Below are 17379 nucleotides of genomic sequence, written 5' to 3'. Positions count from 1 at the left end.
GCTTTTCTCATACAATTCTTGTTAATTCACTGTTGATTACTCGATGCGCGGCAACAAAACGATCTTTCGGACTAATCCCAAACGAAGCAAATTGAACATTCATTTGATTGGTAATAAATTGGACTTCATACTGCTTCGCATTTCCCACAAAAAAGCTATTATATGTGGATGCGTGCGGTTTCACAATAAACGCAACGTTATGAATCAATTTCTTCTTCCCATTTAATGCATACACTTTAATTCTTACTTTAACATTCTCATGTCTATTCTGGTTTAATGCGTTTACAACAATATCTTTGGATACGGTCTTATCCTTCTCCGTTAAATTATTCAGAGGTCCAGTCGTATATTTACGAATCATACATACTCCCCCTTCCATAATCAAAGATATGATGAGAAAGTCATGTCACTATAATATCTTATTCATTCATGGGTTTATCCGATTAGACGAGTGCCCTATCTGTTACATCTTCATCTGGTTTTCAAGCGTGCTGCACAGATATCAAATGAATTATTGGCATTGTTCGACAGCATTCTTCACCTTATACTTAATCTAGTCAATCATATTGCCGATAAGGAGCTGTTAACGCTGGGCATCGACGATTCTACCAAGTTGTTCAACGATATGCTTTCTCTGACCGTACAACTCTTCTATGAGCGCGAGCGTACGCTGGTCCTGCATGAGCCGCTTCAAGCCGCTTCGTCTGTACTCGATATCGGCTGTGGAAACGGTGCCTACTTAGAGGCCATCAAACAAGACTACCCTCACTTGAGATGCACCGGTCTCGAGAAGGACGAACGCATTTACCGCTTTGCGGCGGCAAGAACCGCACCAGGCCTGCAATTTATTCAGGCCGATTATCGGGAGCAGACGCCATGGGCCGAGCGGTTCGATGTCGTCATCGTTAGGCTGGTTGCCTTGCATCTCCCGGACTTCGGGCATTTTCTGACTTGGCTGCGAACCATCACCCATGCCGATTCCTTGATCATCGTCATCGATTTGGACGACGACGCAACCGGTCCCTTGCCTGCTGATTGCCTGCCTCGATTCGAGTCGTTATTCCGGGCTTCGCGCAAGCCGCTGCTGGATCGCTTCCCCAAGCCGGCCGGCGAACGGCTGGCCGAATTAACGTCCGCCTTCGGCGGCTTTCGAACGAAGCTGCAGCCTTTTCGCATCCTGGCTGAAGACGGCGAAACGAAGCGGCTGATGCACCGCTATATGGAAACCGTGACCCGGATCATGCAAAGCCATCATCTGTCCGATGAGCGGAAGCAGGAATTGGACCAATGGCTAAGCGAGGAGTCCTTCTCCTATAGTGCCGGCATGTTCGCTTTATCGCTTCAACGCATTTGACAACCTATCCGGGAGGACCAAGAAACGATGACATGGAGATCCGATTACGAACATGAACTTGCCCATGTGTTCCGGGAAGCGGAACGGCTGATCGATGCCTTTCCGGCACCGCTTAACGATAAAGGGCGCGAATATTTGCAAGCCTTCAACCCGCTGAATCCTTCTAGCACGAAGAACCATATCTGCTACCTGCTTCCGTTTTGGATGCAGCCCATAACGGATTTGGACTCACGGCGTTATCGCGATTTGTCGCTCGCTAACGTATTCGTCATGCTGTACTTTTTCATCCAGGACGATCTTATGGATACCGCCCCGTCCGATTGGAAAGAACAGCTGGCCCTCGGCAATTTGTTCCAACTAAACATGCTGGACCTGTACCGTACGTTGTTTGAAAGCAGCTCCCCTTTTTGGAACTATTATCGCGCTTACGTGACTAACTGGTCCATGGCGGTTGCCTACGAAAGTCCTATGGTCAGCCTATCTCCATCCAAGCTCGCGCAGAAGGCGGCACCCGTCAAATTGGCGAGCACAGGCGCACTGCTTCTCGCTGGTCGCCACGAGCTTGAACCTGCCGTTTCCGAGGCGGTCGATCTCGTATTGGCTACGCTACAGATGTCTGACGATTGGGCCGATTGGGAAGAAGACTTCGAGTTGCATAACGCCAACAGCCTGATTGGCATGATTGCCTCCGAGAATGCAATGTCCCCTTCCTTGATTACGAGAATCGATATCAGGAATGCCATCTACATAGGCGGTGCCTTAAGCCGTTACTCGCAGCTTGCGCAAGCGAATGGCGAGACTTTCGCAAGACTGGAGCTTTCTCTCCCCCATTTGGCCGCGTTCCAATCTCATTTGACTGACCAGCTGACGGAGGTTAGCGAGCATTTGAGCCAAACGAAGAAACAACTGCTCGGCGGCGGGTTTACGTACTGGCTTTCGCAGAATAAACCTTCCCATTCCGGTAATTAACGAGCTAACTAAAGATGTTGATAGTTTGCCGGAAAGGTAGAATGGGAGGATGACAAAAGGTACTATCGGCAGAGGACGTTTCCGTCAGTCGAATGGTTCCTTATTCAGTGCGATAATTGTCGCATTCTAGCGATTTATAGTAGAATTGTCCCACTAATAGTGATAAACTTTACATGGTAGTATATTCCTATTAAAGAGGTGCAGCCAGATGTCAGAACAAGAATTGCAACAACAGATCATCGAGAAAGCATGGTCCGACGAATCGTTCAAAGCCCAATTGTTAGCGGATCCGAAAGCAGCGTTGCAAGAAGCCTTCAATCTGACTTTGCCTGAAGACGTGGAACTGGTCGTCATTGAAGAAACGCCTTCCAAGCTCGCGTTCGTCATCCCTCAAAACCCGGCCGACGCCGCAACAACGGACAACAAGCTCAGTACTTGGTAATGCTCAGCGGAAGAAGAGTCGGTTGTGCCATCCTTTAGCGGTGCAGTGAATTTCTTCCAACTATGTAATCAGCTTATAAGTGTAAAAAAAAACGCGAAGGTCATATAGAGACCTTCGCGTTTGTTTCATTAAAGCGCGCGGCCGGGAAACGAATCATCGCTTCGGTGCCGACACCCTTCTGACTCTTGAATTTAATCGACCCCTGCATGACCTCGATGATCCTGAATGTCACCATGAGCCCAAGACCGGTTCCCTTGGTCTTGTTGGTGAAATACGGTTCCCCCAGCTTTTCGAGTATCCGCTCATCCATCCCTGCGCCGCTATCCGCAATATGAATGACGACCTGTTCGCGTTCCTCGTATGCCCAAATCTTCACGACGCCGGAGCCTTCTAGCGCTTCGATACTATTCTTAATGATGTTAATCAATGCTTGTTTCAACTTCGAGGAATTGCCCATGATCCGCAGCGAACGGGGCACGCTGAGCTCTAAGCTGCCGCCTTGAAGGTTGGCTAGCGGGACGATAATGCCTTCCACGTGCTTGAATTCGTCCGCCAAATTCAATTCGTGCACCTGTTCCATCTGCGGCTTCGCGAAGGTAAGAAAATCGGTAATGATCGTCGAAGCCCGGTCAAGCTCGTCGATGGCAAGCTTGTAATAGCTCTCGGTATTCGGCGCGATGTCGTGGCGTTTCTCGAGCAGTTGCAACAGGCCGCGCGTGACTTGAAGCGGGTTGCGGACCTCGTGCGCTACGGAAGCCGCAAGTTGGCTGATAATCTCCATTTTCTCCGATCGCTGCATCTCGGTGTTGTAAATTTCCAAGTCCCGCGAGTAGGTAATGATCAATTTATGCTGGTAGGAGAATCGGCGCCCGAGCAGCACGATGAGCGATAGCACGAAGGCGACCAGCCCCCATTTCCACCAGGACAGATCGTACGTCTTGGAAGACTCGTAGAATTTCAACAATTCCGCCACGCTGACCAATGCAAAGACAGCCAATCCGATAGAGAGGATAATCGAATCGATATTGCGATTCCACAGCTGCCTGACCAGAATACTGAGGATCAGGATAAATTGTGCCAGCATAATCAGGCCGATAACCGTAACCGATACGAAGAAGTACACGTGCTGAAACGCGTAATCCGAAGCCCAATTGACGATCAGCGCGATGATTCCAAAGATGGAATAGGCGATCTGGAACCGGCGGAAATGCTTGACGATGCCGCGATATCCGCTTCCGAACAACAGCTCGAAAAATATCATTAAGGACGGCAAGAACAGGTACAAGGACAGATCGAACATCCCTTGATAAAGGTAACCGTACTTTCCGTAGAAGGTGTATAGGAACGGCGAGTAACCGATCAATAACCCTCCGATGGGTAGAATGATAAAGCTTAGCGCGACCCATATCTTCAATTGACTCCTGTCGAGAAAAACCGAACATATGAGCATGACGAAGGCGACGAAGACAAAGGCGCTGCCCAAGATGATGTCGAGCAAATCGAATTTCGCGTACGAACGCATGAGATCCTGATAATCCGAGATGTTAATTCCGCGTCCGAGGCCTAATCTATCCGTCTGGCTTTCCAGATGCAGGACCAGCTCTTGACCGGAGTCGTAATTCTCTAGCGGAATCAAAACGCGGTTTAGATCGAACCAATGCTTGCGTTCCGAATGAAAGACCTCTTCCCCACCCCGGAAGATGGTGATGTTCTGGGCATAAATCGAACGAAAGAACACCCCTTCGTTCTTACTGATTACGGGAAGCTTGATGCGGATCCATGCGGACACTGCATTCTCCGGTTTGGATACTGCCGGCTCCGAAGCCTGTACATCCTGCCACCCAACAGATTTCAACGCCTGATCAGGCGCTGCAAGCCGATCCGCTTCCGTCTCCCATTTGATCTGCCAGGATGAGATTGAAGAATCGGCCGAAGCCGGGAATGCTCCTGCGAGATTCGGTACGATTGAGAAGATACTCGCTATGATCAGAAAAATTCGGATGAATACGTTTAGCCTCATTCCTGCCGACACCTCAACACATAGGTAAATTTAACTACGCCCTTCTTCTATCATTCGACTAAATTCCAAGGTTTGCCTGCTTGCTATTCGAAAAAACAACAAATATCCTTCATTTTTATGCTTGCGCAGGTCTATTTTACCTCATATTGGTTGCGAACAGCATAAAAAAGCCACGAATCGCGGCTAGTTTTGTCAAATTGAGCGAGCTAGAACACGTCTCTGCACTGTCATAACGTACCCTTGATGTTGTTTATGCAAAATAGGACCTATAGCGGCCGTACCTTTCCGTCTCCAATTGTTCTACTGGAATAAAGCGTAAAGAAGCGGAATTGACGCGGTATTGAGGCTTGTTACGATCTTGGAATAAGTGACCCAAATGCGATTTGGATATTCGACTGCGCAGCGCCGTTCGCACTTGACCGTTGCTTAGATCGGATTCTTTTCGAATCCAGCCCTCTTCGATGGGCTTTGAGAAGGTCGGCCAGCCGGTACCTGCATCGTACTTGTCCCTGGAGCTGAACAACGGATCTCCGTTTATGACATCGACATAAAGCCCTTCACGTTCGTTATTCCAATATAGATTCTGAAATGCAGGTTCTGTCTCCCTATTCTGTGTAACGTTATATTGCAGCTCCGTTAACTGCTGACGCAGTTGATCCATGTCTTTCTTCGTATTCCAACTTCGTTCGGCGAATTCATCTCGTCCGCTTCCGTCATGATACAAATTGTAGGATCTTCGGTGCGTATTGTAATAATCCTGATGCTCATCCTCTGCAGGAAAGAATTGCGCCGCGGGTACGATCTCGGTCACAATCGGCTTCTTGAATCGTTTGCTCTTCTGCAGCGCTTGCTTAGAGGCTTCTGCCTTCTTGCGCTGTTCCTCATTATGTACGAATATCGCAGTTCGGTATGATGAGCCACGGTCCCCGAATTGTCCGCCACGATCAGTCGGATCAATTAGTTGCCAATAGATGTCAAGCAGTCGCTCATAAGGAAACAACTCCGGCTGAAATGTAATTTGAACAGCTTCGAAATGACCTGTCGTTTCCGTACCGACTTCTTGGTAGGTCGGATTGATGGTATGGCCACCTGTATAACCGGAAACGACGGAAACAATCCCGGGAAGTTTGTCGAACGGCTGCACCATGCACCAGAAACAGCCTCCTGCAAATGTAGCGATCTCTGTCCTTTGAGTTGAGTTATCCATTACTTAAACACCACCATTGTAGATTAGCTTATGCCACTTTCTACCGTTCTTATAAGTCACATTGTATGTTCTGCCTGGAACGAGATCAAGTTCTTGTCAATTTCTGTGGGTAGGATTTTGACGAAGTCCCATAAATGCAAAAAACCGCGATTTTCGCGGTCTTTACTGAATAATACCCAATGTTACGATCTAATCCGATAATATCCACTGTGCTATATCTTCTAACACAGTTCTGTCCACGGTTTGCGGGATATTATATTCATCCCAGATGTCCTTCAGCGTAGCATACACAGCATTCATAAACATATGATTCAAACCAGGATAGAGCTTGAATGTGGCATCCGGGTGGTCTATTAAGATCTCACGGAATCGGTTGAAATCTTTTTCGACGGATACTTGAACATCTTTATCACCCTGTATAACGAAAATCGGAGTGTTGTTATGCAATAAATAATCATTGATTGGATGTTGCTTCATTTCTTTAAGATACCAAGCATAGACCGAACCGAACAAAATGGTCTGTTGTGCTATCACTTCCGTCATGTCAGCTATGGCATCAAACTTGTCTTGAAGTTCTTTCACTTGCTGTAAGGCTATCACTTGTTGAGATTCTTCAAGTTGCTTTATGGAATCTTCATTTTGGTTTATGATCATTTCTTCAAGCGTTCGAGCAGTACCTGCTAAGATACATAATCCAGCCAAGTCACCGCCTTCGGCATTGATTCTGGGGGCAAGCATTCCGCCTTGACTGTGTCCAATCAAGAATACGCGGTTTGCATCCACGCGTGGGTCTTTTTTTAGCATATAGACAGCCTTAATCGCATCTTGAATGATCTCTTCTTCTACTGAAAGTTTTCCTCCGAGCTCTTGAATGATCTGCTTGCCATAGGTATAAGTGCGTTTATCATACCTTAGCGATGCGATCCCTTCTTTGGAAAGTCCGTCTGCAAGGTCTCGAAACAGCTTATTTGCACCAATGGTTTCATCTTTATCCAAGGGGCCTGAGCCATGTACAAAAACAACTGCCGGAACCTTCTCCGTAGGATAATCAGGCAACGTCAGAATTCCATCCAATGGATAAGTGACATTTGCAACAACAGTTACGTGTTCAATCATTTATTAACCTCCTCTTTTATCTTTCTAATTATTTCTTTAATAAGATTAGACTGCTTAGGAAGGCTTTCAGAAATCCACTTTCGCCCAGACTTTGTTGTTTCGTGACTATTGTTTATAAATCCCACAGTTAAAATTACACAATCATATTACCACAATAATAACGGAACAATCGTTGCGTTTGTCTGCCCGTTCGCGGATTAGACCACTCCAAGTGTGAATAAGCATCTCAAGCCTTCCGAATAAATTGAAAAACGACAGCCTAAAGGCGGCTGCCGTTTCTTCATACCTTCCAACGCGATGGCGCTAAACGAAATTGCGCGTATCGTTGCTGCGTCCGAATTTGTACACGGCTATGAGGAAGAAGACAGCCGCGAACACAAACAAGATCAAGAAATTCAGAGCGATATCCGGCAGCCCGCTGCCCGACTGCAGCTTATCGATCGCTTGCAGCACCCAGCGCTGCGGCAGGAAATCGGCGACGCGCTGCATCTGCTGCGGCATGACCGAGATCGGGAAGAAACAGCCTGCAATGAGACAGGTCGGCGTCACGATCAAGTTCTGCATGGAGCTTGCGGCTCCCGAGCTCTTCGCGAATGATATGACCGCGAGGGATAGGCTGACCGATACCAGCGCGTATACCGCGAGCAGCAGGGCGAGCGTGCCGAACGAAACGCCGGCGCTCAGATGAAAGACGACGCTCATGAAGAACAACGCAATGGCGATTTGTACGGTCATGACGATTAGATTGACGACGATATTCGAGAGGACGTACACTTTCGCCGAGATCGGTGAAGACAGAATCCGGAAGTAGGTTCGGTTTTCCCGGTTTCTTAAGATCAACTCCGACAGACTGCCCGCGGACGTCAGCATGAACATTAGGAGAAATCCGATCGATTGGGACGACATTTGCTTCGTATCCGACGAGTCATTGACCGTCGATGTCGTCAGCTTGAAGTCCGACGTGCTGTATCGCTCATAAAGACGGTCGAACTTAGTGGTGTCCCCTTCGGATAGCCGCGCCATCGTGCTGACATTGTCAACGTAGCTGTTCAGCATTGATTTGAAGTAGGCCGTCACCGACGTCCCTTTGACTGACTGCAGCGCTATATGATCTGGTTTGCCCGCTAGAACACTATCGGAATAGCCTTGCGATAAAATAAGTCCGCTGTCGAGCGTGCCCGCCGCTAGTTGATCCTTGAGCTCGTTCTCGGTCACGTCCACCAGCTTGATATGATCCATTTTCCCGAAGAATTGTACCGTGTCCGCCGCAATCTTGGCGCTGCCGTCGCCGTTCACGACGCCGATTCGAAGATCGGGCTGCGCGGATGAACCGTAGAGCACGGTTGCCAGAATCACGCCGCCGATCGGCAGGCCGAAATAGATGAATAGATTCGATCGGTTGCGGAACGTACGCCGCAGCGTCGACACAACGAGAAACCATAATTCCTGCCACATGGCTATATGCCCTCCTTGGTCCGCCGTAAGTTTGTTGTCGATGCGAGCAGTAGCAGTGCCGCGCCAAGATAGAGACCGATAGCAGGCCATGCGGCGGCCGCGTTTCCGTTATAAATAATCGACGTCAGCGCGTGATTCCCCCACCGGAGCGGTGACAGCCAAGCTACTGTTCCCATAATGCCAGAATCGTCGACGGGGAAATACGCACCGCCGACGAACGAGGAGAGCTGGACCACCAGCATAACCAGTCCGCGGCCCCCGCCGCCCTTGATCCACGAGTTCGCCGCGATCCCAAAGGAAGTCGCCATGATGACTTCGCAGATCAGAACGGCGAATACTGCGCTCAGATGAGAACCCCAATACGCCTTGAACACCCATTTGCTGAAAGCGACGAGCGCGAGTAAACAAAGCGAATTGGCCACGACGTTGCCGAGCACTTTGCCTATAAAGATATCGCTTCGCCGGATCGGCGCGGCGAACAGTCTAACCCCCGTCCCCCGAACTTGTTCAGAACGGATTAATCCGCCTGCCGACATCGCGCCGAACAATCCGACCATGACCGTCATCGACAGCGCATAATAATCCATCGAGCCCGGTGTTCGGTCCGCGGCAACGGAGAGGTCTTTCACGTAATCGCCTCCGCCCCCCGCTGGGATGGACTGAACCCCCGTCGAACCGCTCTCTTCAGCCACCGCCGCAGCGGCGTTGTATTTATCGGTAAATGCACTCAGCATACCTTCCACGATTTTATTCTCCAGCGTATTTCGGCTGCTGCTGAATTGAGTCATGCCGGTATTGCTTACTTCGACGAATGCAGTGTACTGATCGCTGCTGATTTCTTCGCGCCCGTTCATGCCTGGTTTGAGTTGCTCGAACGTGACGCCCGTATGACCAAGTTCTTCCTGATACGCGGCGAACGCCTGCGACAGCTCGCCGCTACTCGTATCGCTCACCAACACATGGATATCGTCCAGCTTCATCTCGCTGACGAACGCGTTCGTCAGTGTGATGCCCAAGATGAGCATGAGAACGATCGGAAACGCGAGCATGAAGAAGAGCGTGCGGTGATCGCGAAGATGCTGCTTTATTTCTTTGACCGTTATCAGCCAAGCTATCATGCGTGATTCCCTCCTTTCATTCCTGCCCTTAATCTCTCAGATTCCGGCCCGTCAACGTCAGGAACACCGTCTCCAGATTCGGTTCCCTCTCCTCGACGGTGCGGATCTCCGAATCGCCTGCCATCAACTGCTTCAAGATTCGGTTCAAATTGTCGACGGAAGCGTCGCTGTGAATGCGAATAACGTTCTCTTCTTGGCTGACCTTGCGTACGCCCGGGAGCCCTTTCAACTGCTCGCCCTCGTTACCCGTCGCGCTCTTCAGCTCGATCACGATGTCTTTCGAATCCGTAATGGTTGCGGTAAGCTGTTCTTTCGTGCCTTCCGCAATGATTTTGCCATGGTCGACGATGGCGATACGCGAGCAGATCTCCTCGACTTCCTCCATATAATGGCTCGTGTAGATGATCGTGCAACCCGATTCGTTCAGTTCCCGCACCGAGGACAGAATATAATTGCGCGATTGCGGATCGATGCCGACAGTCGGCTCATCCATGATGATCAGCTTCGGCTTGTGTGCGATGGCGCACGCGATGTTGAGCCGCCGCTTCATCCCACCTGAGAAATTCTTCGGGAAGCTCTTCGCCTTGTCCCCGAGCCCGACGAACGCCAGCGCTTCTTCCGTCCGCTCCTTAAGCAGTTTGCCGCGGAGTCCGTACAAGCCAGCGAAAAAACTGACATTCTCGTAAGCGGTCATATCCTCGTAGATGGCCAAGTCTTGCGGCACGATGCCTAGGCTCTGTTTGGCAAACCGGCTCTCCGTCTTGATGTCCCGGTCGAGGATTCGGATGTCGCCGCCCGTCGGCTGAAGCAAGGAACAGATCATGTTGATCGTCGTGCTCTTCCCTGCGCCGTTCGCGCCTAGTAAGCCGAAAATTTCGCCCTGACCCACTTTAAGCGATATATTGTCCACCGCGGCGAAATCGCCGAACTTCTTCGTCAATCCGCGTATTTCCAACACGTTCATGCCCGCTCACTCGCTTTCTCGTTCTTAAGATAGTTTAAGTATAGGAAAAAAGGATGCCCTTATGTCAGTGCATAAGTTCATCCCTTACCCATGGGAAATCTCATATTCTGTTCGCGGCGATTTCATGACCGGTTCGCGGGATCAGCGTCGTGACGACGAAGCCGTGCGCGCCGTCGGCCGTCACCGTCCCATTCACGGCGGCAGTCCGCTCTTCCATGCCGATGAGTCCCATGCCTTTGATGATCTTGGACGCGCCTTGACCGTTATCGGCGACGACCGCCTTGATGAACCGGTTCATCACCCGGATCTCGACGTGAATAGCAGAAGCGCAGGCGTATTTGGCCGCGTTCGTGAGTGCTTCCATCACGTTCTCGTGGATGATCTTCCACTGAATCGGGGTGATCGTCTCCATGTTGCCTTCATGGACAACCGTCGTCAACAGCTCTGACCGGTTGCCGTACGCCTCGACGGCGGACCGCAATCGGCCAAGGCCGAGCTGCTCAACAGGCGGCTTCAAGTCCTTGAGCGTCCGACGGATTTGTTCGATGCCGTCCTTGGAAATGGCGATCGCATTGCTAAGCAACGCCTCTGCGGCTTCGGGGTCTCGGTGTAGCGTCAAACGAGCCGCTTCCATCTGGATGAGGCCACCTGTGATGGCATGCCCGATGCCATCATGGATTTCCTGAGCCACTCGGTTGCGTTCCTCCAACTTCACGAGATATTCGCTTGCCTGCGCATACTCCGCATTCCCGTTCAACTGTCTGTCGAGCCCTTGTTGGCGCAGACGCGCTCGCTCCAGATCGTCCTCCAGCAGATTCACGCGCTCCATATAGCGCTTGACAATGGCGTAGTTGAAGAAGACAAATACGGCGATAAAGCCGTATTGGACGAGCAGCGATGGCGCCAGGAACAGCATCGGCGCGAGGACGAGCACGAGCACAATGCGCCGGTCACTAATATAGAAGGACGCCAATTCGAAGAAAGTGAGCGGCAGCAGGAGCAGAAATTCCGGCTTCACGTACGTTCCGCAGAGCAGCAGATAGGCGATCATCGACACGATCAGCCCTTGCTTAAGCCGCGTCGATTTGACGATGTGGATCACTAAATTCATCGCCAAATAGAGCAGAAAGTAGAGCACCAGCATCCGCTCGGCTGCTTGATGCGCGAAATACGTCAACGCGATGACGTAGAGCCAAACGATCGTCTTGTTGCCGACAGTCCATAGTTCCACGGCGGACGAGCCTCCTTCGGTGCGTTAGCGGGTTCTGCCCGTCAAGTAGTAGATGGCGATCTGCGTCCGGTGCTCCAGCGCCGTCTTGTTCAGGATCGACGTAATATAGTTGGCCGTCGTGCCTTCGGAGATGAACAGCTCCTTGGAAATCTCCTTGTTGGAGTAGCCCTTCGCGATCAGCGCCATCACTTCAGTCTCCCGTTCCGTGAACGGACTGAGGTCGATGGGACTGGCCGCAGGCACCGCATCCGGAACCCCTGCGGCACCTTTATTCGCTGACGTCGCGGCGTCCGCGGGCAACACACCGATTGAGCTTTTCAACTTGTCGAGAATGATGTCCTGCAGTACATTGTTGCCGTGATAGACGCTCTTGATTGCGTCGCGGATGCGCTCGGGATCGTTGTTCTTGAGCAGATAGCCCTTCGCTCCGCAGCGAATCGCCTCAACGATCGATTCGTCGTCGTCGAAGGTGGTCAATATAAGAGGCTTCGTCGCTGTATGCTCTGTGATGAGGCGAGTCGCTTCCACGCCGTTCATGTTCGGCATCCGCACGTCCAGCAACGCGACATCGACGTCGTGCGCACGGCAATAATCGACGGCCTGCTTGCCATCCTCCACGGCTTCGAGCACCTCGAATTCCTCAAACGTATTCAGAATAATGCGCATCCCTTCGCGGATGAACGAATTGTCGTCTGCAATCAACACTTTGATTCTCATTCCGGCTTCCCCCTTTGCTGTTCTAAGTTTACCTCATAAGAGCTGCGACTGGAAAGTTGCGGAAACGGCAAAGAAACCGCCTCTGGAATCGTTCCTAAGACAGTTTCGCTATTTTGAATCGCCTATTAGTATCCGTTCTTATTTTTTAGTGTTCGAAGAATGAAGGAGGAAAAATCATTAGGTTTACGACCTAAGATCCACGTTAGAACATTAGCATTACCCATAGATCCATGTTCAGTGTAATGTTGGAACATCTTTAATATTGTATTTACTTGATAGTCTCCTGATCCACGCTTTCTTAATTGTTCAGCGAACATTTCGTCTTGAGGCGTTTTAACTTTGATCTCATGGCCAAGATGCTGTTCCATTGTTGATGTCATATCAGACAAAGATAAATTATCAGGACCACAAATCTCATAGGTAGCCCATTTATGCCCTGGACTAGTAAGAATGATTGAAGCTGCCTCGGCTAAGTCTTCTAAGTCAACCATGCCTATACGAGTTTCTTGAGTCGTAAAATACTTCTGTTGGAAGATACCTTCTTGACTAAGCAACTTCCAAGACTCGAGAATATTCTGCATGAATACTCCTGGCTGAATAATCGTATATGGGATCCCTGAATTCACAAGAAGCTCTTCAACCATTAGTTTTTTCTGATGATGCGGCATTTCTTGAATGACCGGATGGATAACGGAATGGAATACGAAATGTTCTACTTTGGCCAAGCGAGCTGCTGTTACTATCACTTGACCGATTTGAACTTCATCGGGATTCATAGCTGAACAAATGTGGTATACAGCCCTGATTCCTACAAAAGCTTCATTTACAGCATGTTGATCCAACATATCTCCTGTGACTACTTCCATCTCACCTAATGTTCTAATTTCCTCGATTTGTTCGGTTCTACGAACAAGAGCCCTTATCGGCTCTCCTTTAGAAAGTAAAGCTTTGATGACTGCACGACCAGCTTTCCCGTTTGCTCCAGTTATCAGGATCATAATAATTTCTCCTCCAAGCTCGCTTTATCGTTATAGACTTACCATGAGCGAGACGAATTAATCTGAAATTGTTAATGCCATCATACTGGATCTCTATTATTTATTCCAACGCATTTCATGTTATATTCTTATTGATTAGAAGGAATGATTGGGGTAGAAATATAAAAAAAAAGCCGCCAAATACGCGGCAATTACTTTACCAATACTTGGATAATATAATTCATAATTGTTAATTTCTATCGGCATGCAGCTTTTTGATAGGAACCCAAATTTCAGTCTTGAAATCAGGTTTGCTGAAATCAAAACTCTCATACCAAAGCATCTCCGGTCCATCTGTCATTTCATACCCAGATGTGGGGAACCATTCCGAGTAAATTCGTCCCCATGTGTCCTGGGTTTCAAACGGGCGTTTCTCGATAGTCGTAAATACGGCCCAAGTAGAAGCTTCAACTTGCAATACATCAAATCTATCTTTAAACCGATCGGGCATTTGTTCTTCCATCGCGATGCCCACGAATAAATCGAGTTCAGTCCCTTCAACCCGCTTGTCATCATAATTTGCATATGCATTAAGTATGCCTCTCGGTTCCACCTTGGAGTATTCCATTAATACTAGCAGGTCTTCCTGCCTCAATTTTCTCCAAACATTGGCGGTATGCGGGTTCGGACCGTTGTAAATCAAAGGAATTCTACCTCCCGCACCCATCAAATTAAAACTGCCCTTTTCAACGATACGATAATTCATTTCATATCCTCCTTGCAATGTTAATTGAAAGGTCATAGGTGGAAATGTTTTTAACATAACAGCCTCTTTACGTGCATGAGACGGACCAACACCATGCATGGCTTGAAAGGCCTTGCTGAATGCATCTGGGGATTCGTAACCAAGTCGGAATGCAATATCAATAACTTTTTCTTTGCCGGATTGTAATAATGTTGCTGCGTACGACAATTTTCTCTTGCGAATATATTCACTCAATGACATTCCAGCTACGTAAGAAAATATCCGTCTAAAATGATATTCGGAACAGCAGGCGATTCTTGATACGTGTTCAAAGTTAATCTCATCGCATAACTGCTCTTCGATATACTGCATCGCTTCGTTCAGCTTCTTCATCGTATTCATCCCATAACCTCCCTCCAAATACAATATAACGGATATTTACATATAAAACCCGCTAATCGAGATATTAGTTTTAACTGATTCTATTTCCCCCTCTCTCAACCCGTTATGAACGCAGACGCTTAGAACTTATCCGTAAACCCCAATTCAGAAACACCACGCTGGAAATGACACTACCCGCCCCTAACCCCATCACAAAAGTGAGTTTTTCGTTCATGAACAGCGCCCCTACAAATATCGCGATCACAGGTGAAACAAACGTAAATGTGGTAGGAAAGACGGTGTTCGTGACACGTAGTAACCAATAAAAAATGGAATAGCCTATTACGGAACCAAAAACGATCAAGTACGCTAGAGCTGCGAAAGATTCTGGGGAATACTCAGTTGGAGTCACATGCTCAACGCAGAGAGAGAGCAACAGAATAAACAAACCACCTACTACCATCTGCAGACCGTTGCTGGTCATGGAAGGTACAGAGCGTGTATGTTTTTGAAACCGAGTCAGTACGAACGCATATATCAATTTTACGCACAAGAGCAATGCGATGCCTACTTTAGCCAGTCCCTGTTCTCCCGTTGACGTCACCTGGCTAGTACCTGTTGCGACTAAGAACGTCCCCACAAAGCCAAGGGCTATTCCGATCATAAGGTGTAAACTGCTCTTTTGTTGACCAATCCACATTGACAGCAATGTTGTAAATATAGGGCTCGTACCTGCCAGAATCGCAACTGTTCCAGAAGGCAAATACTGTTCTGCCCAATACACGGCCGCAAACTGAATCCCTGTCAATCCCAACCCTCCGAAGGTGATCTCTTTCACTTGTTGCTTGGTAAGATGCTTGAGTGATTTGGCTCCTCCAAGCATGAACAAAATAATGATCCCTGCGAGGAAAAACCGAGCGCCCGCAAAGAAAAACGGAGGCATTCCTCCTTCAATCCCAACCTTGATCGACAGAAAAGTCGTCCCGAAAATCAAACACATCGCCATGTACGCAATCATCATCTTCATTTGCTCCTATCCAGTAGCTCTTCGATTCCCCTCTATAACACCATATACTTGCTAGAACAGTAAACGACGTGTTATAACAGTTGGCAGAAAGGAGTGAGACATGGAGATGAAAATTACATTAGATCGTAAGTCACGTGTTCCACTTGCCGAACAAATTCAATTAGCCTTGGCGGACCGCATCCGTTCGGGCTTGTATAAAGCAGGCGATCCTCTTCCATCCGTGCGAGAATTGAGCCGTGAGATTGGGGTTAGTTTGATGACAGCTGTCCTTGCTTACGAGAAGTTAGAAGCAAATGGATATGCACATCGACATCACGGCAAAGGTACGTTCATTCGAATCCCAAATTCGGAAAGAGACGAGATTTTAAAGGAAAACACCCCGAAACCTTCGTATGATTGGCAGTTGGCGATTCCCGATTATTTAGGAAGGTCGATGTTCCGGCATGTAGGGGCAGTGAACCGCAAAGATGTGAAATACCCCTTACACAGGATCAAACTACATACGGAAGAACTCTTGCCCATTCAACACTTTCAACGGGCACTTCAACATGCTTTATCCGACCGATCTTCAATTGGCGATTATGCACCGGCTGCAGGAGACGAAGCGTTGCGCAATAAGCTTGCTTCTTTATTTCAGGATAAGAATTCTCCGCTCACCGCATCCGAACTGTTAATTACTACGGGTACCCAGCAAGCCATTGATCTCGTTGCGCGAACGTTTCTTGGACCTGGTGATCTCGTTGCAGTTGAATCTCCTACTTATCCTGGTGCTTTGGATGCTTTTCGCTCGCGTGGCGCAACCTTGATTTCCATTCCTACAGATCATACAGGCATGAGACTGGATATTCTTCAGCAGTTGTGCGACATGCATCCCCCTAAATTGATTTACACACTGCCTACAGGTCAGAATCCAACAGGTAATGTCTTGTCTATCCAAAAACGCTTGAGTTTGCTGGAAATCGCCAAGAGCTATAACACCTTGATTGTGGAAGATGACCCCTGGAAGGAACTTTACTTCGATGATCTGCCGCCTCGTTCCCTTTTTAGCTTGGATCAAACTGGACATGTGATCTATTTGCACGGATTTAGCAAATCAATTGCACCCGGACTCCGTCTATCCGTAATCGCGGCAAGAGGTTCTGTGTACCAACGGCTACTCCATGCAAAAGCAGTGACCGATTTAAGTACCCCGTTGTATAACCAACGTATTCTGCTATACCTATTGGAACAGAACATGAATGAGCATTTTCACAATGTCCGTGGACAATTAATAAAGAGACGTGACGAGATTCATCAGCTATTGAAGCGTCATGCCCCCTCCGTTTGGACGTGGACGCCTCCGGCTGCCGGCCCCTTTTTTTGGCTGACATCGACAGACGGCGTCAACACGGACGTCTTGTTTGCTCAGGCCGAACGCCAAGGCATTTTATTCTTCCCAGGCTCTTTCTTCTATTCAGGAAATCCCGAGAGAAACAGTCTACGAATCGGCTTTGCTGCTCTGCCACAAGCGCAAATTCACGAGGCCATTGTAACACTCTGCCAGCTATTGCATCATGCCGATCCGGTATAAACGATATATAAATGCCCGGTAACTGCCCATTAAATGAAAAACGACAGCCATTTGTTGGCTGCCGTTTTTCCGTAATCTGTGTTCTA

16 protein-coding genes are annotated in these 17379 nt (G+C 48.7%); 4 read left to right on the top strand and 12 right to left on the bottom strand.

The window, feature by feature from the left end; all coding sequences use genetic code 11:
• Window positions 1-7 precede the first annotated feature (7 nt).
• Entirely contained in the window at window positions 8-361 is a 354-nt protein-coding gene (locus AC0YNX_RS06095; protein ID WP_475814735.1) for a hypothetical protein, read from the bottom strand.
• 159 nt (window positions 362-520) lie between these two features.
• Between AC0YNX_RS06095 and AC0YNX_RS06090 the strand changes: the two genes are divergently transcribed.
• The 3 genes from AC0YNX_RS06090 (at window position 521) to AC0YNX_RS06080 (ending at window position 2765) form a co-directional block, all read left to right on the top strand.
• A complete protein-coding gene (locus AC0YNX_RS06090; RefSeq protein WP_475814734.1) occupies window positions 521-1354 on the top strand; it encodes a class I SAM-dependent methyltransferase in 834 nt (277 codons plus the stop codon).
• 27 nt (window positions 1355-1381) lie between these two features.
• Complete coding sequence (locus AC0YNX_RS06085) at window positions 1382-2323, top strand: hypothetical protein (RefSeq protein ID WP_475814733.1); 942 nt, start codon at window positions 1382-1384, stop codon at window positions 2321-2323.
• A 208-nt stretch (window positions 2324-2531) separates the two neighbouring features.
• Window positions 2532-2765, top strand: coding sequence for an NHLP leader peptide family RiPP precursor (locus tag AC0YNX_RS06080; protein ID WP_475814732.1), 234 nt, complete (start codon window positions 2532-2534; stop codon window positions 2763-2765).
• Window positions 2766-2865: 100 nt separating this feature from the next.
• Here AC0YNX_RS06080 and AC0YNX_RS06075 read toward each other — a convergent pair whose 3' ends face one another.
• The 11 genes from AC0YNX_RS06075 to AC0YNX_RS06025 all read right to left on the bottom strand — a co-directional run bounded on the left by AC0YNX_RS06075 (window position 2866) and on the right by AC0YNX_RS06025 (window position 15723).
• Window positions 2866-4785, bottom strand: coding sequence for an ATP-binding protein (locus tag AC0YNX_RS06075; RefSeq protein ID WP_475814731.1), 1920 nt, complete (start codon window positions 4783-4785; stop codon window positions 2866-2868).
• Window positions 4786-5035: 250 nt separating this feature from the next.
• The gene (msrA, locus tag AC0YNX_RS06070; RefSeq protein ID WP_475814730.1) at window positions 5036-5992 is read right to left on the bottom strand and encodes a peptide-methionine (S)-S-oxide reductase MsrA; all 957 of its coding nucleotides are present in this window, start codon (window positions 5990-5992) and stop codon (window positions 5036-5038) included.
• 189 nt (window positions 5993-6181) lie between these two features.
• Window positions 6182-7108: an alpha/beta hydrolase family protein gene (locus tag AC0YNX_RS06065; protein ID WP_475814729.1), complete on the bottom strand. Its 927-nt coding sequence runs from the start codon at window positions 7106-7108 to the stop codon at window positions 6182-6184.
• A gap of 303 nt (window positions 7109-7411) precedes the next feature.
• Complete coding sequence (locus AC0YNX_RS06060) at window positions 7412-8563, bottom strand: ABC transporter permease (protein ID WP_475814728.1); 1152 nt, start codon at window positions 8561-8563, stop codon at window positions 7412-7414.
• 2 nt (window positions 8564-8565) lie between these two features.
• Window positions 8566-9681, bottom strand: coding sequence for an ABC transporter permease (locus AC0YNX_RS06055; RefSeq protein WP_475814727.1), 1116 nt, complete (start codon window positions 9679-9681; stop codon window positions 8566-8568).
• Between the two features lie 28 nt (window positions 9682-9709).
• Window positions 9710-10645 (bottom strand): ABC transporter ATP-binding protein, encoded by a 936-nt coding sequence (locus AC0YNX_RS06050; protein ID WP_475814726.1) that lies wholly within the window; start codon window positions 10643-10645, stop codon window positions 9710-9712.
• 100 nt (window positions 10646-10745) lie between these two features.
• Window positions 10746-11876: a sensor histidine kinase gene (locus AC0YNX_RS06045; RefSeq protein ID WP_475814725.1), complete on the bottom strand. Its 1131-nt coding sequence runs from the start codon at window positions 11874-11876 to the stop codon at window positions 10746-10748.
• A gap of 24 nt (window positions 11877-11900) precedes the next feature.
• A complete protein-coding gene (locus AC0YNX_RS06040) occupies window positions 11901-12593 on the bottom strand; it encodes a response regulator transcription factor (protein ID WP_475814724.1) in 693 nt (230 codons plus the stop codon).
• Window positions 12594-12718: 125 nt separating this feature from the next.
• Window positions 12719-13591 (bottom strand): SDR family oxidoreductase, encoded by an 873-nt coding sequence (locus AC0YNX_RS06035; protein ID WP_475814723.1) that lies wholly within the window; start codon window positions 13589-13591, stop codon window positions 12719-12721.
• Window positions 13592-13820: 229 nt separating this feature from the next.
• Window positions 13821-14717, bottom strand: coding sequence for an AraC family transcriptional regulator (locus tag AC0YNX_RS06030; RefSeq protein WP_475814722.1), 897 nt, complete (start codon window positions 14715-14717; stop codon window positions 13821-13823).
• A gap of 103 nt (window positions 14718-14820) precedes the next feature.
• Window positions 14821-15723 carry a DMT family transporter gene (locus AC0YNX_RS06025; RefSeq protein ID WP_475814721.1) on the bottom strand — a complete coding sequence of 301 codons (903 nt, stop codon included), beginning with the start codon at window positions 15721-15723 and terminating at the stop codon, window positions 14821-14823.
• A 106-nt stretch (window positions 15724-15829) separates the two neighbouring features.
• Between AC0YNX_RS06025 and AC0YNX_RS06020 the strand changes: the two genes are divergently transcribed.
• Window positions 15830-17293 (top strand): aminotransferase-like domain-containing protein, encoded by a 1464-nt coding sequence (locus tag AC0YNX_RS06020; RefSeq protein WP_475814720.1) that lies wholly within the window; start codon window positions 15830-15832, stop codon window positions 17291-17293.
• The last annotated feature ends 86 nt before the right edge of the window (window positions 17294-17379 follow it).

This window comes from Paenibacillus sp. J31R98, from assembly GCF_056269245.1.
Note: the sequence above shows the minus strand (reverse complement) of the source record. Positions and strands in the feature narration are given on the sequence as shown.